General features: G+C 52.1%; 18 protein-coding genes and 1 tRNA gene. 1 reads left to right on the top strand and 18 read right to left on the bottom strand.

The window, feature by feature from the left end; all coding sequences use genetic code 11:
• The first annotated feature begins 45 nt into the window (after nucleotides 1–45).
• Complete coding sequence (locus B9Z32_RS06320) at nucleotides 46–1,236, top strand: aminotransferase class I/II-fold pyridoxal phosphate-dependent enzyme (RefSeq protein ID WP_108420421.1); 1,191 nt, start codon at nucleotides 46–48, stop codon at nucleotides 1,234–1,236.
• Here the strand turns inward: B9Z32_RS06320 and B9Z32_RS06315 are convergent.
• From B9Z32_RS06315 to secG, 18 genes are all read right to left on the bottom strand, one after another.
• Nucleotides 1,230–1,787, bottom strand: a complete 558-nt coding sequence (locus B9Z32_RS06315) for a DUF1178 family protein (protein WP_108420420.1) — start codon at nucleotides 1,785–1,787, stop codon at nucleotides 1,230–1,232. The two genes, B9Z32_RS06320 and B9Z32_RS06315, sit on opposite strands and share 7 nt — an antisense overlap.
• Nucleotides 1,784–2,368 (bottom strand): NUDIX domain-containing protein, encoded by a 585-nt coding sequence (locus B9Z32_RS06310; RefSeq protein ID WP_108420419.1) that lies wholly within the window; start codon nucleotides 2,366–2,368, stop codon nucleotides 1,784–1,786. Before B9Z32_RS06310 ends, B9Z32_RS06315 begins: the two co-directional genes overlap by 4 nt.
• A gap of 14 nt (nucleotides 2,369–2,382) precedes the next feature.
• On the bottom strand, nucleotides 2,383–3,870 hold the full coding sequence (gene nuoN / locus B9Z32_RS06305; protein WP_108420418.1) for an NADH-quinone oxidoreductase subunit NuoN: 1,488 nt from the start codon (nucleotides 3,868–3,870) through the stop codon (nucleotides 2,383–2,385).
• Between the two features lie 43 nt (nucleotides 3,871–3,913).
• Entirely contained in the window at nucleotides 3,914–5,389 is a 1,476-nt protein-coding gene (locus tag B9Z32_RS06300; RefSeq protein ID WP_108420417.1) for an NADH-quinone oxidoreductase subunit M, read from the bottom strand.
• An 11-nt stretch (nucleotides 5,390–5,400) separates the two neighbouring features.
• Entirely contained in the window at nucleotides 5,401–7,428 is a 2,028-nt protein-coding gene (gene nuoL, locus B9Z32_RS06295) for an NADH-quinone oxidoreductase subunit L (protein ID WP_108420416.1), read from the bottom strand.
• A 14-nt stretch (nucleotides 7,429–7,442) separates the two neighbouring features.
• Complete coding sequence (nuoK, locus tag B9Z32_RS06290; RefSeq protein ID WP_108420415.1) at nucleotides 7,443–7,751, bottom strand: NADH-quinone oxidoreductase subunit NuoK; 309 nt, start codon at nucleotides 7,749–7,751, stop codon at nucleotides 7,443–7,445.
• The gene (locus B9Z32_RS06285) at nucleotides 7,748–8,431 is read right to left on the bottom strand and encodes an NADH-quinone oxidoreductase subunit J (protein WP_108421046.1); all 684 of its coding nucleotides are present in this window, start codon (nucleotides 8,429–8,431) and stop codon (nucleotides 7,748–7,750) included. The genes nuoK and B9Z32_RS06285 overlap by 4 nt, the downstream gene beginning before the upstream one ends.
• A gap of 34 nt (nucleotides 8,432–8,465) precedes the next feature.
• Complete coding sequence (nuoI, locus tag B9Z32_RS06280) at nucleotides 8,466–8,975, bottom strand: NADH-quinone oxidoreductase subunit NuoI (RefSeq protein WP_090131156.1); 510 nt, start codon at nucleotides 8,973–8,975, stop codon at nucleotides 8,466–8,468.
• Nucleotides 8,976–8,987: 12 nt separating this feature from the next.
• Nucleotides 8,988–10,070 (bottom strand): NADH-quinone oxidoreductase subunit NuoH, encoded by a 1,083-nt coding sequence (gene nuoH / locus B9Z32_RS06275; RefSeq protein WP_108420414.1) that lies wholly within the window; start codon nucleotides 10,068–10,070, stop codon nucleotides 8,988–8,990.
• On the bottom strand, nucleotides 10,067–12,193 hold the full coding sequence (nuoG, locus tag B9Z32_RS06270) for an NADH-quinone oxidoreductase subunit NuoG (protein WP_108420413.1): 2,127 nt from the start codon (nucleotides 12,191–12,193) through the stop codon (nucleotides 10,067–10,069). Before nuoG ends, nuoH begins: the two co-directional genes overlap by 4 nt.
• A gap of 14 nt (nucleotides 12,194–12,207) precedes the next feature.
• Entirely contained in the window at nucleotides 12,208–13,566 is a 1,359-nt protein-coding gene (gene nuoF, locus B9Z32_RS06265) for an NADH-quinone oxidoreductase subunit NuoF (protein WP_108420412.1), read from the bottom strand.
• Nucleotides 13,563–14,054, bottom strand: a complete 492-nt coding sequence (nuoE, locus tag B9Z32_RS06260; protein ID WP_108420411.1) for an NADH-quinone oxidoreductase subunit NuoE — start codon at nucleotides 14,052–14,054, stop codon at nucleotides 13,563–13,565. The genes nuoF and nuoE overlap by 4 nt, the downstream gene beginning before the upstream one ends.
• A complete protein-coding gene (locus B9Z32_RS06255; protein WP_108421045.1) occupies nucleotides 14,051–15,304 on the bottom strand; it encodes an NADH-quinone oxidoreductase subunit D in 1,254 nt (417 codons plus the stop codon). Before B9Z32_RS06255 ends, nuoE begins: the two co-directional genes overlap by 4 nt.
• A gap of 26 nt (nucleotides 15,305–15,330) precedes the next feature.
• Nucleotides 15,331–15,936, bottom strand: a complete 606-nt coding sequence (locus tag B9Z32_RS06250) for an NADH-quinone oxidoreductase subunit C (protein WP_108420410.1) — start codon at nucleotides 15,934–15,936, stop codon at nucleotides 15,331–15,333.
• Nucleotides 15,937–15,946: 10 nt separating this feature from the next.
• Nucleotides 15,947–16,426, bottom strand: coding sequence for an NADH-quinone oxidoreductase subunit B family protein (locus B9Z32_RS06245; RefSeq protein WP_028820600.1), 480 nt, complete (start codon nucleotides 16,424–16,426; stop codon nucleotides 15,947–15,949).
• 65 nt (nucleotides 16,427–16,491) lie between these two features.
• Nucleotides 16,492–16,851 (bottom strand): NADH-quinone oxidoreductase subunit A, encoded by a 360-nt coding sequence (locus tag B9Z32_RS06240; RefSeq protein ID WP_108421044.1) that lies wholly within the window; start codon nucleotides 16,849–16,851, stop codon nucleotides 16,492–16,494.
• A 56-nt stretch (nucleotides 16,852–16,907) separates the two neighbouring features.
• Nucleotides 16,908–16,992, bottom strand: a tRNA-Leu gene (locus tag B9Z32_RS06235).
• A 147-nt stretch (nucleotides 16,993–17,139) separates the two neighbouring features.
• Nucleotides 17,140–17,520: a preprotein translocase subunit SecG gene (gene secG / locus B9Z32_RS06230; RefSeq protein ID WP_108420409.1), complete on the bottom strand. Its 381-nt coding sequence runs from the start codon at nucleotides 17,518–17,520 to the stop codon at nucleotides 17,140–17,142.
• Between the last annotated feature and the right edge of the window lie 39 nt (nucleotides 17,521–17,559).

The raw sequence follows: 17,559 nt of genomic DNA, 5'->3' as shown, positions 1-17,559 counted from the left end.
TGTTACAACGACTTCACTGCCAGATCCTACTGAAAAACAAGCCTCATGATTCGCTCTAACCACCGACTTGCTGCGGTCGAAACCCCCATCATCCCCACCATTGCAGCCTTGGTCAGAAACAACCCAGGCACCATTTCACTAGGGCAAGGCGTGGTCAATTACGGCCCGCCAGCAGAAGCCATTGCAGCCCTGCCTGGCATGATGGGTGATGGTAGTTTGCACAAATACTTGGGTGTCAGCGGTCATCCTGGCTTGGTCGAAGCCATCCAAGCCAAGCTGGCACAAGAAAACCAAGTGCAACTGGGTTCCGACGCCATGCTGATGGTCACAGCGGGCAGCAACATGGCTTTTTTGAATTCGGTCTTGGCCGTGGCCGATCCCGGCGATGAATTTATCTTGCCCATGCCGTTTTATTTCAACCAAGAAATGGCCATTCGGATGTGCGGCTGCGTGCCTGTACCCGTACCCACGCATGCCGATTTCAGTTTGAACATCGAAGCCATGGCAGCGGCCATCACACCACGCACGCGAGCCATTCTGACCGTCTCCCCCAACAACCCAACAGGCGCTGTTTACTCAGAAGCATCGCTGCGTGCCATCAACGCTTTGTGCGCCCAGCATGGCCTCTATCACTTCAGTGATGAGGCTTATGAATACTTCACGTATGAAGGCGTGAAGCACTTTTCGCCAGCCAGCATTCCTGGCGCCATGAAGCACACCTTGTCGTTTTACTCCATGTCAAAAAACTATGGCATGGCCAGTTGGCGTGTGGGCTATGTGGTGTTCCCAGCCGATTTGTTTGATGCCATGAACAAGGTACAAGACACCAATCTCATATGTGCGCCCATGCCCTCTCAATTGTTGGCCCTTCAAGCTTTGAAAAAAGGCAAGCCATGGGTTGCGCCCAAAGTTGAAGCCTTGAGCCAAGTTAGGAATACGGTTTACCAAGCCCTAGAGGGTTTGGGCGATTTGGTGCAATTTCCCAAAACGCAAGGTGCGTTTTATGTGCTGATGAAGCTACCCGGATTAAAGCAAGGCGTCGAGCCTATTGCCTTCAATCGCTCCATGACAGAGAAGTTCAAAGTAGCGTCCATTCCAGGCTTCGCCTTTGGTCTGACGCAAACTCACGAAGCCAACTACCAGCGTTTGTCCTATGGTGCGTTGGAGGCAGCGAGTGTGGCTGAAGGTGTGCAGCGGTATGTAGCGGCAGTCAAAGATTGGTACAGCGCTTACTGAAGACCGCCCTTTAGCGCATCAGGCACTGGCAAGGGCATGACTTCAATGCCCTCCTCCAACAAGTCTTGCGTTTCTTCCATCGAGGCTTGCCCACGGATGTTGCGCTCTTCCGATTCACCGTAGTGCATCTTGCGCGCCTCTTCGGCAAAGTTTTGACCAACGTCTTCGGTGTTGGCAATCACGTGCTTGACCATTTTCATCCAAGCTTCTTGAACCATCTCAACCGCTTCAGGGTGCATTTGGGAAAGGCTTGAGGCCTTGGCCTCTGCGTTGGGCACTGTAGGCAAAGTCGGCAAAGCAGGCAAACCGCCAGCAGGTGCAACAGGGCCAGCTACTGCAGACGAGTCTTCTTTGGCTGCAGACTTGGCCTGCCGAGGTTCTTCGGCACCAAAATTCAAGCGCGGCGCAGAAGGCAACTTTCGCACTTCGGTGTTGGCGCAGAGGGGGCAAGCCACCAAATTTCTTTCGCGCTGCGATTGGTAATCGTCTTCAGAGCCAAACCAGCCCTCAAAGGTGTGCATGCCAGCGCACTGAAGGTTCAAGACTTTCATGCGGCATTCACCCAAGTTAAATCATGCTGACCTGACAAATAATTCTGCAACCAAAACATGCCGGTGAGGGTTTTGCCATCGGTCACTTCGCCCTTCAAGCAAGCCTGCTTCAAGGCCTCAGGCGTTTGCGTGATCACTTCCAAGAACTCACCTGGATCAAGCTGACGCTCTCCCAGGCTTAAATCTTTGGCAAACCAAATTTCAATGAGTTCGGTTGAATAAGAAATAACGGGGTGCATCACACCCGCTTTGGCCCACTGCTTGGCGCTGTAACCTGTCTCTTCAAACAGCTCGCGTTGCGCACACTCAAGGGTTGATTCATTGGGGTCGAGCTTGCCGGCGGGAAACTCGAGCATCACTTGCTGCACGGGATATCTGAATTGACGTTCCATCACCAACTGCAAGGGCTGACCCGGCAATTCCAGCAAAGGAACGATCATGACCGCGCCTGGATGAATGACATATTCACGCGAGGCCTCTGAGCCATCGGGCAAGGCCACCGTATCGCGAAAGGCATGAAGAAAAGAACCCCTGAAGAGCTCCTGACTCTTCAGCTTGGATTCAATCAGATGTGAATCCATCTGATTGACCCTGATCAATTGGCCAGCATTTGGGTCACTGAGCTCGCGCACAATGACATCAATGCACCAGGCACGATGCCCAACACCAGAACCAACAAGCCATTGAGAGACAGCACAATGCGGACATCGGTATCGGCTGTAACGGTAGTGGCCGTCACGGCTTCATCAAAGTACATGACTTTGACAACACGCAGGTAGTAGAAGGCACCAATCAGGGACATGGCAACTGCAAACACAGCCAATGCAATGTCGGCTGTATGACCTGAAGCGATCAGGGCTTGCAGAACAGACAACTTGGCGTAGAAGCCCACCATGGGTGGAATGCCCGCCAAGGAGAACATGCAGATGGCCATCACACCGGCGTACAAAGGACTGCGGTTGTTCAGTCCTGCCAAATCTGTAATTTCTTCACTCTCAAACCCTTGGCGGGCCAAGAGAAGGATGATGCCAAAGGTGGCCAAGGTGGTGAGCACATAACCCACGACATAGAACATGGCAGAGCTGTAAGCGTTGGCACCCATGGCAGCGTTGCCACTGACCACACCCGACATCAGGCCAATCAAAACAAAGCCCATTTGGGCAATGGTGGAGTAGGCCAACATGCGCTTGAGGTTGGTTTGCGCAATGGCAGCCAAGTTACCTATCAGCAGTGAAGCAATGGCCAACAGCGCCAGCATTTGCTGCCAGTCAATAGCCATAGGCAACAAACCTTCCACCAACAAACGGATGGTGATGGCAAAGGCTGCCAATTTGGGGGCGCCTGCAATCATGAGCGTGGCCGCTGTAGGCGCACCTTGGTAAACGTCGGGCACCCACATGTGGAACGGCACAACGCCCAGCTTGAATGCCAAACCAGCTACCACAAACACCAAACCAAACACCAACACTTGATGCTTCACCTGACCGCTGGCAATCACTTTGAAAACAGTGGCCAAATCGAGTGAGCCTGTGGCACCGTACAACATCGACATGCCATACAACAAGAAGCCGGAAGCCATGGCACCCAAGACAAAGTACTTCATGGCTGCTTCTGTGGCCTGGGTGTTGTCGCGGCGCAAGGCCACCAGCGCATAGCTAGACAAGGTGAGCAATTCAAGGCCGAGGTACAACACCAAGAAATTTTGGCTAGAGATCATGACGCTCATGCCAAGCAATGCAAACACCGAGAGGCTAAACAGTTCGCCACCGCGCAGCATGTCACGATCGCCCGCGTAAGGACGCGCGTAAACCAGGGTGACCATGACGGCAATGGTGGAGAAACACTTGAGCCAATGGCCCATGGGGTCGGACACGACCAAGCGGCCAAAACCATACAAGGTATGACCTGCATCGGCGTAGAAGGCATGCAGCAATGCAACGCCACCCAAGGAGGCCAAGCTCAAAACGTAAGTCACAGTGCGCTTTGGGCTTGTAACCAGCAGGTCGACCAGCGCGATCACGCAGGCCATCACCAGCAACACGATTTCTGGATAGATCGTCATCCAGCTGGTTGAGTCAATCATGTCTATTCTCTCTATTTATTAAGTTTCAGCTGATCACAAGCGATCAAGGCAATTTGGAAGCAGCCACGTGCTCCAACAAATTGGCCACAGAGACTTCCATCACATCGGTGAAAGGCTTTGGATACAAGCCCATGTACAAAATGGCGATGGCCAACAAAGCCATGACCGTGAATTCGCGGGCATTGATGTCGGTCAACTCTTTGACATCGTCATTGGTGACGGGGCCGAGGTACACACGCTTGAACATCCACAAGGTGTAAGCCGCGCCAAAGATCAAGGCTGAGGCGGCCAACAGACCCACCACAAAGTCGTACTTGACTGCGCCCAAAATGACCATCCACTCACCGACAAAACCAGCCGTGCCTGGCAAACCGCAATTGGCCATGGCAAACAACAAAGCAAAGGCCGCAAACTTGGGCATGGTGTTGACCACTCCGCCATAGCTTGAAATTTCTCGCGAGTGAACTCGGTCGTACAACACCCCAATGGACAAAAACATGGCCGCTGACACGAAGCCGTGTGCAATCATTTGCACCAAACCACCCGACACGCCCAGCGGGTTGAAGATGAAGAAGCCCAAGGTCACAAAGCCCATGTGCGCAACAGAAGAATACGCCACCAACTTTTTCATGTCTTGTTGAACCATGGCCACCAAACCCACATAGACCACCGCCACCAAAGACAACACGATCATGAAGGTAGCCCACTCACGTGAGGCGTCCGGGGCAATGGGCATAGAGAAACGCAAGAAGCCGTAGGCTCCCAGTTTCAACATGATGGCGGCCAGCACAGCAGATCCACCCGTGGGCGCTTCAACGTGCACATCAGGCAACCAAGTGTGAACGGGCCACATGGGGACCTTGACGGCAAAGGCGGCAAAGAACGCAAAGAACAAGAAGTTTTGCGCTGTGGCCGACAAGGGCAATTCATGCCATAAGGCAATGTCAAAGCTGCCGCCTGATTGGATGTACAAGTAGATCAAGGCGATCAAGGTGAGCAATGAGCCCAACAAGGTGTACAAGAAAAACTTGAAAGCTGCATAGATCTTGTTTGGGCCGCCCCAAATACCAATGATCAGGTACATTGGAATGAGCGTGGCTTCGAAGAACACATAGAACAGCAAGCCATCCAATGCAGAGAAAACGCCAATCATCAATCCGGAAAGGATTAAGAAAGCAGCCATGTATTGATTGACTTTGCGGGTGATGACTTCCCAGCCAGCAATCACAACAATGACGTTGATGAATGCCGTCAAAATGACGAACCACAAAGAAATACCGTCAACCCCTAAGTGGTAGTTGACATTGAAGCGCTCGATCCAAGAAAGCTTCTCAACAAACTGCATCTCGGCCGTGTCGAGTTGGAAGCCGCTGTACAAGGGCAGCGTGACCAAAAAGCTGACCACAGCACCCACCAAAGCCAACCAACGCACAGACTTAGCCTGCTCGTCACGTCCCAAAGCCAATAAAACAATGCCGAACGCGATAGGCGTCCAAATGGCAAGGCTCAACAATCCCATTTTGTAAATCCTTATTTGTTGAGCCAGACGAAGTACGTCATGAGCAAAAAGATACCCAAGATCATCACCAGTGCGTAGTGATACAAATAGCCCGTTTGCAGCTTGCGAACCAAGTTGGAGACCATGCCCACCAACTTCCACGAGCCGTTCACGACCAATCCGTCGATCAAGGTGCGATCGCCGACCTTCCAAAGACCTGTGCCCAATGCGCGCGCGCCTCGGGCCAAGATGTTTTCATTAATCCAGTCCATGTAGTACTTGTTTTCCAAGATGACCACCAAGGGGCGCAGTGCGCGGCCAATGGCAGCAGGCACAGCTGGGTTGATCAAGTACATGTACCAGGCCACCACCACACCGGCCAATGCAAGCCAGAAAGGTGCTGTTGATACACCGTGCAAGGCCATGGCCACCGGGCCATGGAACGCCGCTGCCAGCTCTTTCATGGCATGGTGCTTTTCTGCATCGATAAAGATAGCGTCTTTGAAAAGCTCACCATACAACATGGGGTTGATGGTCATGAAACCAATGACCACTGAAGGAATGGCTAGCAAAATCAAGGGGACAGTAACCACCCAAGGAGATTCGTGTGGCTTGTGACTGTCGTGATCGTGGTCATCATGGTGATCGTCGTGACCATGGTGCGCATCGGGGTTCTGGTCATAACGCTCTTTGCCGTGGAACACCAAGAAGTACATGCGGAAAGAGTAGAACGCCGTAACAAACACACCAGCCAGCACTGCAAAGTTGGCAAAGCCTGCTGCAGCCAAGTGGCTTTCGTGCACGGCCTCAATGATGCTGTCTTTGGAGTAGAAACCCGAGAAAAATGGTGTGCCTATGAGAGCCAAAGAACCAAGCAACGCTGTGATCCATGTGATGGGCATGTACTTTCGCACGCCGCCCATGTAGCGAATGTCTTGGTTGTGATGCAAGCCCATGATGACAGAACCAGCAGCCAAGAACAGCAAAGCTTTGAAGAAAGCGTGCGTCATGAGGTGGAACACTGCCACAGAGTAAGCAGATGCACCCAAGGCCACAGTCATGTAGCCCAACTGAGACAAGGTGGAATAAGCCACCACGCGTTTGATGTCGTTTTGAATGATGCCCAAAAAGCCCATGAACAAAGCAGTGATGGAGCCAATGATCATGATGAAGTTCAAAGCCGTATCTGAAAGCTCGAACAGGGGTGACATGCGTGCCACCATGAAGATACCTGCCGTCACCATGGTGGCGGCGTGAATCAATGCGGAGATTGGCGTTGGACCTTCCATGGAATCGGGCAACCAGACATGCAAGGGAAATTGTGCCGACTTGCCCATTGCACCAATGAACAAACAAATGCAAATGACCGTGACCAACATCCATGAGGTGCCAGGCAATGTGAGTGCAGCCAGTTCATCGGCTTTGGCAAAGGCTTCTGAGTAATTCAGCGTTCCGGCGTAGGCCGCAATCAGGCCAATGCCCAGAATGAAGCCGAAGTCGCCAACGCGGTTAACCAAAAAGGCTTTCATGTTGGCAAAGATGGCCGTAGGCTTGTTGTACCAAAAGCCAATGAGCAAATAAGACACCAAGCCCACAGCTTCCCAGCCAAAGAACAGTTGCAACATGTTGTTGCTCATGACCAGCATCAACATGGAGAAGGTGAACAAAGAAATGTAGGCAAAGAAGCGGTTGTAGCCTTCGTCTTCGTCCATGTAACCAATGGTGTAGATGTGCACCATGAGCGACACAAAGGTCACCACGCACATCATCATGGCGGTAAGGCCATCGACCAAGAAACCAATCTCCATTTTGAGATCGCCAACGATCATCCAGGTATAGAGGGTTTCATTGAAACGTGCACCATCAATGGCCACACTCTTCAAAGTTGTAGCAGACAAGATGAACGCAATTAAAACGCCCAGGATGGTGAGCGAGTGAGTTAAGCGGCGACCAATCCAGTTGCCACCAAACTGAGTTCCGAGAATACCTGCCAGCGCAGAGCCCACCAAGGGGGCTAGCGGCACTGCAAGCAGCGTATAAGCGTTGAGGGTTTGGCTCATATTTTTTTAACCTCTTAACCCTTGAGCGAATCGAGCTTGTCTACATTGATGCTGTTCAAGTTACGGAACAGGAGCACCAAGATGGCCAAACCGATGGCAGATTCGGCTGCGGCCACCGTCAAGATGAAGAACACGAACACCTGTCCGTGCATGTCACCAAGATAGTGGGAGAAAGCCACAAAATTCATATTGACCGCCAAGAGCATCAACTCAATGGCCATCAACAACACAATTAAATTCTTTCGGTTCAAAAAGATACCGATGACCGAGAGGGCAAACAGCATGGCGCCCAATGACAAGTAGTGTCCGAGTGTCAATGTCATGATTTGCTCTCCTTGGGGGCTTCAGCCGCTTCAGCCGCTTCAGGTGCCTCAGGCGCTTTAGGCGCCTCGCCTACTTTCACGGCATCCATCTTGACCATCACCAAACGATCGCTGGCACGGACATGGACTTGTTCGGAAGCACTGATGGCCTTGCTGTCTTTGCGCTCACGCAGCGTGAGGGCAATGGCAGCAATCATGGCAACCAACAAAATGGCAGCCGCTATTTGAATGGGCATGATGTAGTCGGTGTACAACAAAATACCCAACTCTTTGGTGTTGGAATACTGTTGTCCTATTTGCCCCACTTCGGCCGCTACTTTGGGTGCCTCGGAGGTTCTAAAACCACTCATGAGAACCGCAGCCATTTCAAGTGCAACCAATGCGCCCAAAGTGGCTGCCAGTGGAAAGTGCTTCCAAAAGCCTGCACGCAGGGTGTCAAGGTTGATATCCAGCATCATCACCACAAACAAAAACAGCACCATCACGGCACCCAAGTACACCAAGACCAAGGTCATGGCCAAGAATTCTGCTTGTAGCAACAACCACAAGCCAGAAGCTTGTGAGAATGCCAACATGAGAAACAGCACGGCATGCACCGGGTTGCGCGCAGTCACCACTCGGAAAGATGCAAACAACAGCACCGCCGAGAAGAGATAAAAGAAACCAGTTTTGACGTCCATGGGTTGTCGCTTGTTAGTTTTGTAAATCAGCCGATCAACGGTATTTGGCATCTGCAGCTTTGGCCGCAGCAATGTCTTTTTCGTAACGGTCGCCTACTGCCAAGAGCATTTCTTTGGTGTAGTGCAAATCACCGCGCTTCTCACCGTGGTACTCCAGAATGGAGGTTTCAACGATGGAATCGACAGGGCAACTTTCTTCGCAGAAACCGCAGAAGATGCACTTGGTCAAATCGATGTCATAGCGCGTGGTGCGGCGCGAACCGTCTGCACGAACGTCCGATTCAATGGTGATGGCCATGGCGGGGCAAACAGCTTCGCACAGCTTGCAAGCAATGCAGCGCTCTTCGCCGTTTTCGTAGCGGCGCAGTGCATGTAAGCCCCTGAAGCGAGGCGACAAAGGTGTCTTTTCCTCAGGGAATTGCAACGTCACCTTGCGACGAAAAGCATAACGCCCCGTCAAGGCCATGCCCTTGACCAACTCGAACAGCATGAAGCTCTTGAGAAAATCTTTGAGCGAGAAATTGGATACAGCCACAGTAGACATGTCTTAACCCGGTTATTTCCAAATGTTCCAAGGCGAGTGCAACCACGCGCCCACAATCAACAGCCACACCAAGGTGACTGGAATAAAAATCTTCCAACCCAAACGCATGATCTGGTCATAGCGGAAACGCGGGAAGGTGGCGCGAATCCAAATGAACATCGACACGACAAAGAAGGTTTTGAGACCTAACCAAATCCAACCTGGGATCCAGTTGAACAAGGCACTGTCGATGGGAGACATCCAGCCACCCAAGAACATGATCACGGCCAAGATAGACACCAACCACATGCTGGCATATTCGGCCAAGAAGAAGATGGCAAAGCCCATGCCGGAATACTCCACCATGTGACCAGCCACAATTTCGGCCTCCCCTTCCACCACGTCAAAGGGATGGCGATTGGTTTCAGCTACACCAGAGATGAGGTAAACCAAGAAAATGGGGAACAGAGGCAACCAGTTCCATGACAAGAAGTTAAGGCCCATGTTGGCCATTTCGCCCTTGCCCTGAAGCAGCACAATTTCAGTCAGGTTCATGCTGCCCGTGACCATGATGACCACCACGAAGCAAAAGCCCATGGCAATTTCGTAGCTCACCATTTGGGCAGAGGCGCGCAAGGCACCCAAGAAAGCGTATTTTGAATTGGAAGCCCAGCCCGCAATGATCACGCCATAAACCTCAATGGAGGTAATGGCCATGACCAACAACAAGCCCGCGTTGATGTTGGTCAGCGCCACTTCGGGGCCAAAGGGAATGGCCACCCAAGCGGCCAAGGCCGGCATGATGGCCATGATTGGGCCTAAACGGAACAAGCCAGGGGCCACAGCAGAAGGTGTGATGAGCTCTTTGGTCAAAAGCTTGATGGCATCGGCAAAGGGTTGCAATAAACCAAACGGGCCGACGCGGTTGGGGCCTATGCGAACCTGCATAAAACCCAGCAGTTTGCGTTCCCATAAAGTGAGGTAAGCCACAGACAACAAAAGGGGCAACAAGACACACACAATCTTTAGCAAGATCCACAATACGGGCCACACCATAGTAGCCCACCATGTTTCCGAAATGGCATTTAGGCCGCCGTTGTAAAGAGCGTCGATCATGCGTGCACTCCTTCAACAAGCAACTTGGCATTTTGGGCGTCTGCTGTCAGTTGCAAGGACGGCGAGCGTCGAACCAGGCTATCGAGTTGATAAATAGAAGCCACGCAAGGTGCATCCATGCCAACCGCCAAACGAACTTCAGAACCACCAGCATTGCTGAGGTTCAAAGGCGTGGCGCTAATTTGCTTCAACACATCTTGCGATGTTTCAAAGGCCAATTGGGGCAAGCCGAGCATGTTGGCCAAGACGCGCAACACTTTCCAAGCCGGACGGGTTTCAGCCAAAGGCTTGACCACCGCGTGGAAGCTTTGCAAGCGACCTTCTGCATTGACAAAACTGCCCGATGTTTCTGTGAACGGCGCAATGGGCAACAACACGTCTGAGAAAGCCATGTTGGTTTTGAAGGGGCTGAGGGTGACCACCATCTGCATGGCCGCCAAGGCTGCTACAGCTTTGTTACCTGCCGCTGAATCTTCAACGGGTTCGGTATTGAGCAGCAAAGCAGCCTTCAAACCACCAGCCAACATTTGCGCAGCATCCAAACCACCAGACTGTGGCTGGGCTTTGGCCCACTGTGCACCGACAGTGTTGGCAGCTTCTGTGAGGTAACCATAAGTGGCGCCCGTATTGTCAGCAATCCACTTGGCCAAGCTGAGCAAGCTTGATGCATTGGCGTGGTGTGCAGCTGCATTGCCCAACAGAATGGCTTTTCGCTCGCCGCCCAAAAGAGACTTGGCAATGGCTTGGGCCTCTGGCGTGACTTGACCATTGGCAGGGGCTGTGACGCCCTTCTCTGCTGCAATGACCGCAGCCACATTGGCCATGCTTTGTGCCCAGCCGCTGGCCTCTTGCACATCAGCGTTCTTGATGGGCATGGCCCATGCATCAGCGCCATTGAACAATGCTTTAGAGGTAATGACATTGACTTGACCACCGTGGCGTTGTGCTTGGCGAATGCGCTGCGCAAACAGCGGATGGTCTTTGCGCAAGTTGCTGCCCACCACCAACACGCGTTGGAGTTGCGACAAGCTGGCAATGGAAGTGCCCAAATAGCGCACGCCTTCTGGCTTTGAAAATTCTGCGTTGCGCAGACGGTAGTCAATGTTGTCAGAGCCCAAGGAGCGAACCAGCGTGCTGGCCAAATGCAACTCTTCGAGGGTGCAGTGCGGGCTGACCAAAGCACCAATGCTGCTGGCACCATGGTCTTTGCTGATTTGGTTCAAACCATTGGCCACATATTCCAAAGCGGTTTGCCAATCGACTTCTTTCCACTCACCACCTTGTTTGATCATGGGGGCGCGCAGACGATCTGCACTGTTCAACGCTTCGTAAGAGAAACGATCGCGGTCGGCGATCCAGCACTCATTGACATCTTCATTTTCCAAAGGCACCACGCGGAGCACTTCGTTGTTTTTAACTTGGACCACCAAGTTAGCGCCAGAAGAGTCGTGCGGTGCAATCGATTTGCGGCGCGACAATTCCCAGGTGCGGGCGCTGTAGCGGAATGGCTTGCTGGTGAGCGCGCCCACGGGGCAAATGTCAATCATGTTGCCTGACAGCTCAGAGTCAACCGATTGGCCCACAAAGGTTTCAATTTCGGCATGCTCGCCGCGGTGCGACATGCCCAACTCCATCACGCCAGCCACTTCTTGGCCAAAGCGAACGCAGCGGGTGCAATGAATGCAACGACTCATCTCTTGCATGCTGATGAGCGGGCCTACATCTTTGTGAAACACCACACGCTTTTCTTCTTCGTAGCGTGAACCGGAGCCACCATAACCCACCGCCAAGTCTTGCAACTGACATTCACCACCTTGATCGCAGATGGGGCAATCAAGCGGATGGTTAATGAGCAAAAACTCCATCACAGACTGTTGGGCCTTGATGGCTTTGTCTGTTTTCGTTCTCACAATCATGCCCTGGGTCACAGGTGTTGCACATGCTGGCATGGGCTTGGGTGCTTTTTCAACATCGACCAAGCACATGCGGCAATTGGCCGCAATGCTCAATTTCTTGTGATAGCAGAAGTGAGGAATGTAAGTGCCGGCCTTTTCAGCGGCATGCATGACCATGCTGCCTTCTAAGACCTCTACTTTTTGACCGTCTAGTTCAATTTCAACCATGGTTGTCTGCCGTCTCAAACGTAAGCGGGGACCATGCAGGTCTTATGCTCAACGTGGTACTCAAATTCGTGACGGAAATGTTTGATCATTCCGCGCACAGGCATGGCGGCGGCATCACCCAAAGCGCAAATGGTGCGGCCTTGGATGTTGTCTGCCACCGAGTTCAAGAGGTCGAGGTCGCTTGCGCGGCCTTGGCCATTTTCAATTCTGTCGACCATGCGCCACAACCAACCCGTGCCTTCACGGCAAGGTGTGCACTGGCCACAAGATTCGTGCGAGTAGAAGTAAGACAAGCGCTGCAATGATTTGACCATGCAACGTGTTTCGTCCATGACAATGACAGCGCCAGAGCCCAGCATTGAGCCAGCCTTGGCAATGGCGTCGTAGTCCATGGTGATGTCCATCATGATGTTGGCTGGCAACACAGGGGCCGATGAGCCACCAGGAATGACTGCTTTCAAATTGCGACCACCGCGCATGCCACCGGCCAACTCCAAGAGTTTGGCAAAGGGTGTGCCCATGGGAATTTCGTAATTGCCAGGACGCTCAACATCGCCACTGATAGAGAAAATTTTGGTACCGCCATTGTTAGGCTTGCCGCACTCCAAATACGCCTGGCCGCCATTGCGAATGATCCAAGGCACCGCCGCGAAGGTTTCGGTGTTGTTGATGGTGGTGGGCTTGCCGTACAAACCGAAGCTGGCGGGGAATGGTGGCTTGAAGCGAGGCTGGCCTTTTTTGCCTTCCAAAGACTCAAGCAATGCAGTTTCTTCACCGCAGATGTAAGCACCGAAACCGTGGGACGCATGCAACTGGAAGTTGAAGTTGCTGCCCATGATTTTGTCGCCCAGATAGCCTGCAGCGCGCGCTTCTTCTAGCGCGGCTTCAAAGCGTTCGTAGGTTTGGAAAATTTCGCCGTGGATGTAGTTGTAACCCACGTTAATGCCCATGGCATAGGCCGCAATGGCCATGCCTTCAATCACGATGTGCGGATTGAATTGCATAATGTCACGGTCTTTGCATGTGCCCGGTTCACCCTCATCCGAATTGCAAACCAAATACTTTTGACCTGGGAACTGTCGGGGCATGAAGCTCCACTTCAAGCCGGTTGGAAAGCCCGCACCGCCTCGGCCGCGCAGTGATGATTCTTTGACAGTGGCAATGACTTGGTCTTGCGTCAGACCTTCACCGCCGTCTTTGCCCAAAATTTTGCGCAAGGCCTGGTAACCACCACGAGCCTCGTAATCTTTGAGGCTCCAGTTTTTGCCATCTAAGCCTGCATAAATTTGCGGGTTGATGTGACGGTCGTGAAAACAAGTTTCCTGACCCGAAGCCGCAAAACGCGACAACAACTGATTCAAATCAGCGCTCATGCTGCGCCTCCAGATTTTTGCAATGTATCGACCAACTCGTCGAGCTTTTCGTCGCTCATGAAACTGCACATGGTGCGATCGTTGACCAACAACACGGGCGCATCAGCGCAAGCACCTTGGCATTCGCTTTGCTGCAAAGTGATAAGTCCGTCGGCGGTGGTTTGGCCGGCTTGAATACCCAGTCGCTTTTGCAAATGGGCCATGGCTTGTTGGCCGCCGCGCAATTGGCAGGGCAAATTGGTGCAAACGTTCAATTTGAACTTGCCCAATTTTTGCTGGTTGTACATGTTGTAAAAAGTAGTGACTTCATGCACAGCCATGGGCGCCATGCCCAAATAGTCGGCCACCACTTTTTCGCTTTCGGAGCTCACCCAGCCATGCTCTTGTTGCAAGATGGACAAGCAAGCCATGACAGCAGATTGCTTTTGATCAGCAGGAAATTTGGCCACTTCGCGATCGAAGCGGGCTTTGGTCGCATCAGAGATCATCGGTCAATCTCTCCAAACACAATGTCCATGGTGCCAATGATGGCCACTGCGTCGGCCAGCATGTGGCCACGGGCCATTTCATCAAGGGTCGCCAGATGGGCATAGCCCGGGGCACGAATTTTTAAGCGGTAAGGCTTGTTAGCACCATCGCTGACGAGGTAGATACCAAACTCGCCTTTGGGATGCTCAACGGCGGCATAGGCCTGGCCTTCGGGCACATGAAAGCCTTCAGTGAAAAGTTTGAAATGGTGAATCAAACCTTCCATATTGGTCTTCATGGATTCGCGGGAAGGCGGTGCAATTTTGTGGTTGTCTGTAATGACTGGTCCAGGGTTGGCGCGCAACCACTTGATGCATTGCTGAATGATGCGATTGGATTCACGCATTTCTTGCATGCGAACCAGGTATCGGTCGTAGCTGTCGCCTGTTTTACCCACAGGTACATCAAACTCCATTTCGGAGTATGTTTCGTAGGGCTGCGTTTTGCGCAAATCCCAAGCAACGCCAGACCCGCGCAACATGGGACCAGTCATGCCTAAGTTAAGAGCACGCTCGGGTGACACCACACCAATGCCCACCGTACGTTGTTTCCAAATGCGGTTGTTGGTTAAGAGTGTTTCGTACTCGTCAATGCATGCTGGAAAACGCCTGGTGAAATCTTCAATGAAATCTAGCAAAGAACCTTGGCGGTTGACATTCAATTCGGCAATGGCTTTGGCATTGCGAATTTTGTTTACCTGGTACTGCGCCATGGCGTCTGGCAAGTCGCGATAGACGCCACCTGGGCGGAAATAAGCCGCATGCATGCGAGCACCCGACACGGCTTCATACATGTCAAATAAATCTTCACGCTCGCGGAAGGCGTAAATTAAAACAGTAGAGCTGCCGCAATCGTTGGCATGCGAGCCCAACCACATGAGGTGGTTAAGCAAGCGCGTGATTTCGGAGAACATCACGCGAATGTATTGGGCGCGCTTGGGCACCTCAATGCCAAGCAATTTTTCAATGGCCAAGCAATAGGCATGCTCATTGGACATCATGGACACATAGTCCAGGCGGTCCATGTAGGGCAAGGACTGAATGTAGGTTTTGGTTTCGGCCAACTTTTCTGTGGCGCGGTGCAAGAGTCCGATGTGCGGGTCGGCGCGCTGCACCACTTCGCCATCCAGCTCCAGAACCAAGCGAAGAACGCCGTGGGCTGCAGGGTGCTGCGGACCAAAGTTCAGGGTGTAGTTTTTAATTTCTGCCATGTTGATTCGCACAAGTGCCAAAGCGCTTAGTGCAGACCTCCGTATTTGTCTTCGCGAATAATTCGCGGTGTAATTTCGCGAGGCTCAATGGAAACCGGTTCGTAAATCACGCGAGCGCGCTCGGCGTCGTATCGCATTTCGACATGACCCGACACAGGGAAGTCTTTGCGGAAGGGATGACCAATGAAGCCGTAGTCGGTGAGAATGCGGCGTAAGTCTTGGTGGCCTTCAAACACAATGCCATACAAGTCAAATGCTTCGCGCTCATACCAGTTGGCCGAGTTCCACAAGTGATTGACTGAATCGACCAAAGGCAAATCGTCATCGGGGCAAAGCACCATGACTCGCACACGCTGATTGAGGCTAACAGACAGAAGGTGCACAACAACGCCAAATCGCGGCCCATCGGTACCAACCTCACCAAAGGTGGAGTAGTCCATGCCACACAGGTCCATGAGTTGCTCAAATTTGCAATCAGGCGCATCGCGCAAAGTTTGCATCACACTGAGGTAATTGGCCGCAGGCACTTTGATGCTGACTTCGCCCAATGACAAAGCAACTTCGGAGACTTGCTCGCCCAAAACCTGAACCAGATTTTGCTGAAGCTGTTCGGGATGAATTGAAAAAGTCATGTTGATTCTTTCAAACCCGAGCAATGGTGTTGGTACGGCGAATTTTTTGTTGCAACTGAATGATGCCGTAGATCAAAGCCTCAGCAGTGGGTGGGCATCCAGGCACATAAACATCGACCGGCACAATGCGGTCACAACCGCGAACAACCGAATAGCTGTAGTGGTAATAGCCACCACCGTTGGCGCATGAACCCATGGAAATGACCCAACGGGGCTCAGACATTTGGTCGTAGACCTTGCGAAGCGCAGGTGCCATTTTGTTGGTCAAGGTGCCAGCCACAATCATTAAATCGCTTTGGCGTGGGCTGGCGCGAAAAACTTCTGCACCAAAGCGAGCCAAGTCGTAGCGCGCTGTGGCGGCATGCATCATTTCGACAGCACAGCACGCCAAGCCAAAAGTCATGGGCCACAAAGAGCCGGTTTTGGCCCAGTTCACCACAGAGTCGTAACTCGTGGTGATAAAGCCTTCTTTCATCACGCCTTCAATCATTGTTTACATCCTTGTTGAAGCACAGAGTCAATACAAATTTAGGTGGGTGTCTGTCAAAGTGGCGGTCACTCCCAATCGAGTGCACCCTTTTTCCACTCATACACAAATCCAACAACCAAAATGCTGAGGAAAATAACGACACCGATAAATCCTTCAATGCCCACTTCCTTCAAGGCAACCGCCCAAGGAAACAGGAATGCAATTTCGAGGTCAAACAAAATGAACAAAATGGCCACCAAGTAATAGCGGACATCGAACTTCATGCGCGCATCTTCGAAAGCTTCGAAGCCACATTCGTAGGGAGAGTTTTTTGCGGCGTCGGGGCGATTAGGACCCAAAATGTAGCCAAGCACCTGAGGGATAACACCAATGGCAAGGCCTACCAAGATGAACAACAAGATAGGCAGATACTGGTCGAGGTTGATCATGGACTTCAAATCACTGGTGAGACGCTGAATGTGAACACTCAGCGTCTCGATTTTGGTGCCGTCGGCGAGACTCGAACTCGCACAGCTTTCGCCACTACCCCCTCAAGATAGCGTGTCTACCAATTTCACCACGACGGCGGTTATTTGTTCTGGTGGCATGAGGCTTCCACTGGTGGAATTTTGGCGCTCAGAACAACTCGTAGTTTACCTCTAAACAAGCTGTTTCTGAGAGGCAAACGCCGAAATTTGTGACTGTAATCAAGAAGTCACAACAAGTCCGAATTTTTACTTCGAGCTGGCTGGGCTGGCTGGTGCAGCAGGCTTGTTACCCGGAATTTGAGAGGCGGGGCTATTGTCAATGGGCGCAGGCACAGCCGTTGGCGCAGTGACAGAGCTACCCTCTAAAACGCTGCCTGAAGATGCCGGACGCAAGTTGCCGAAATAGGCCAACAGCAAAGTGGTTACAAAAAATACAGTGGCCAAAACTGCGGTGGTACGCGACAAGAAATTGGCACCGCCAGAGGCACCAAAGAGGCTGCCAGAATTGCCGCTGCCAAACGCAGCGCCCATGTCGGCACCTTTGCCCTGTTGCACCAAAATAAGTCCAATCATGGCCAATGCCGACAACATTTGTACAGCCAAAATTACGGTGATCATTGCGTTCATGTATCGCTCCCTATCTAAATATCTTCAGTCAAACGTTCA

It is taken from the genome of Limnohabitans sp. MMS-10A-178, assembly GCF_003063375.1.
Lineage (GTDB): Bacteria > Pseudomonadota > Gammaproteobacteria > Burkholderiales > Burkholderiaceae_C > Limnohabitans_A.
The sequence above is the reverse complement of the archived record's forward strand: the minus strand, read 5'-3'. Positions and strand labels throughout refer to the sequence as shown.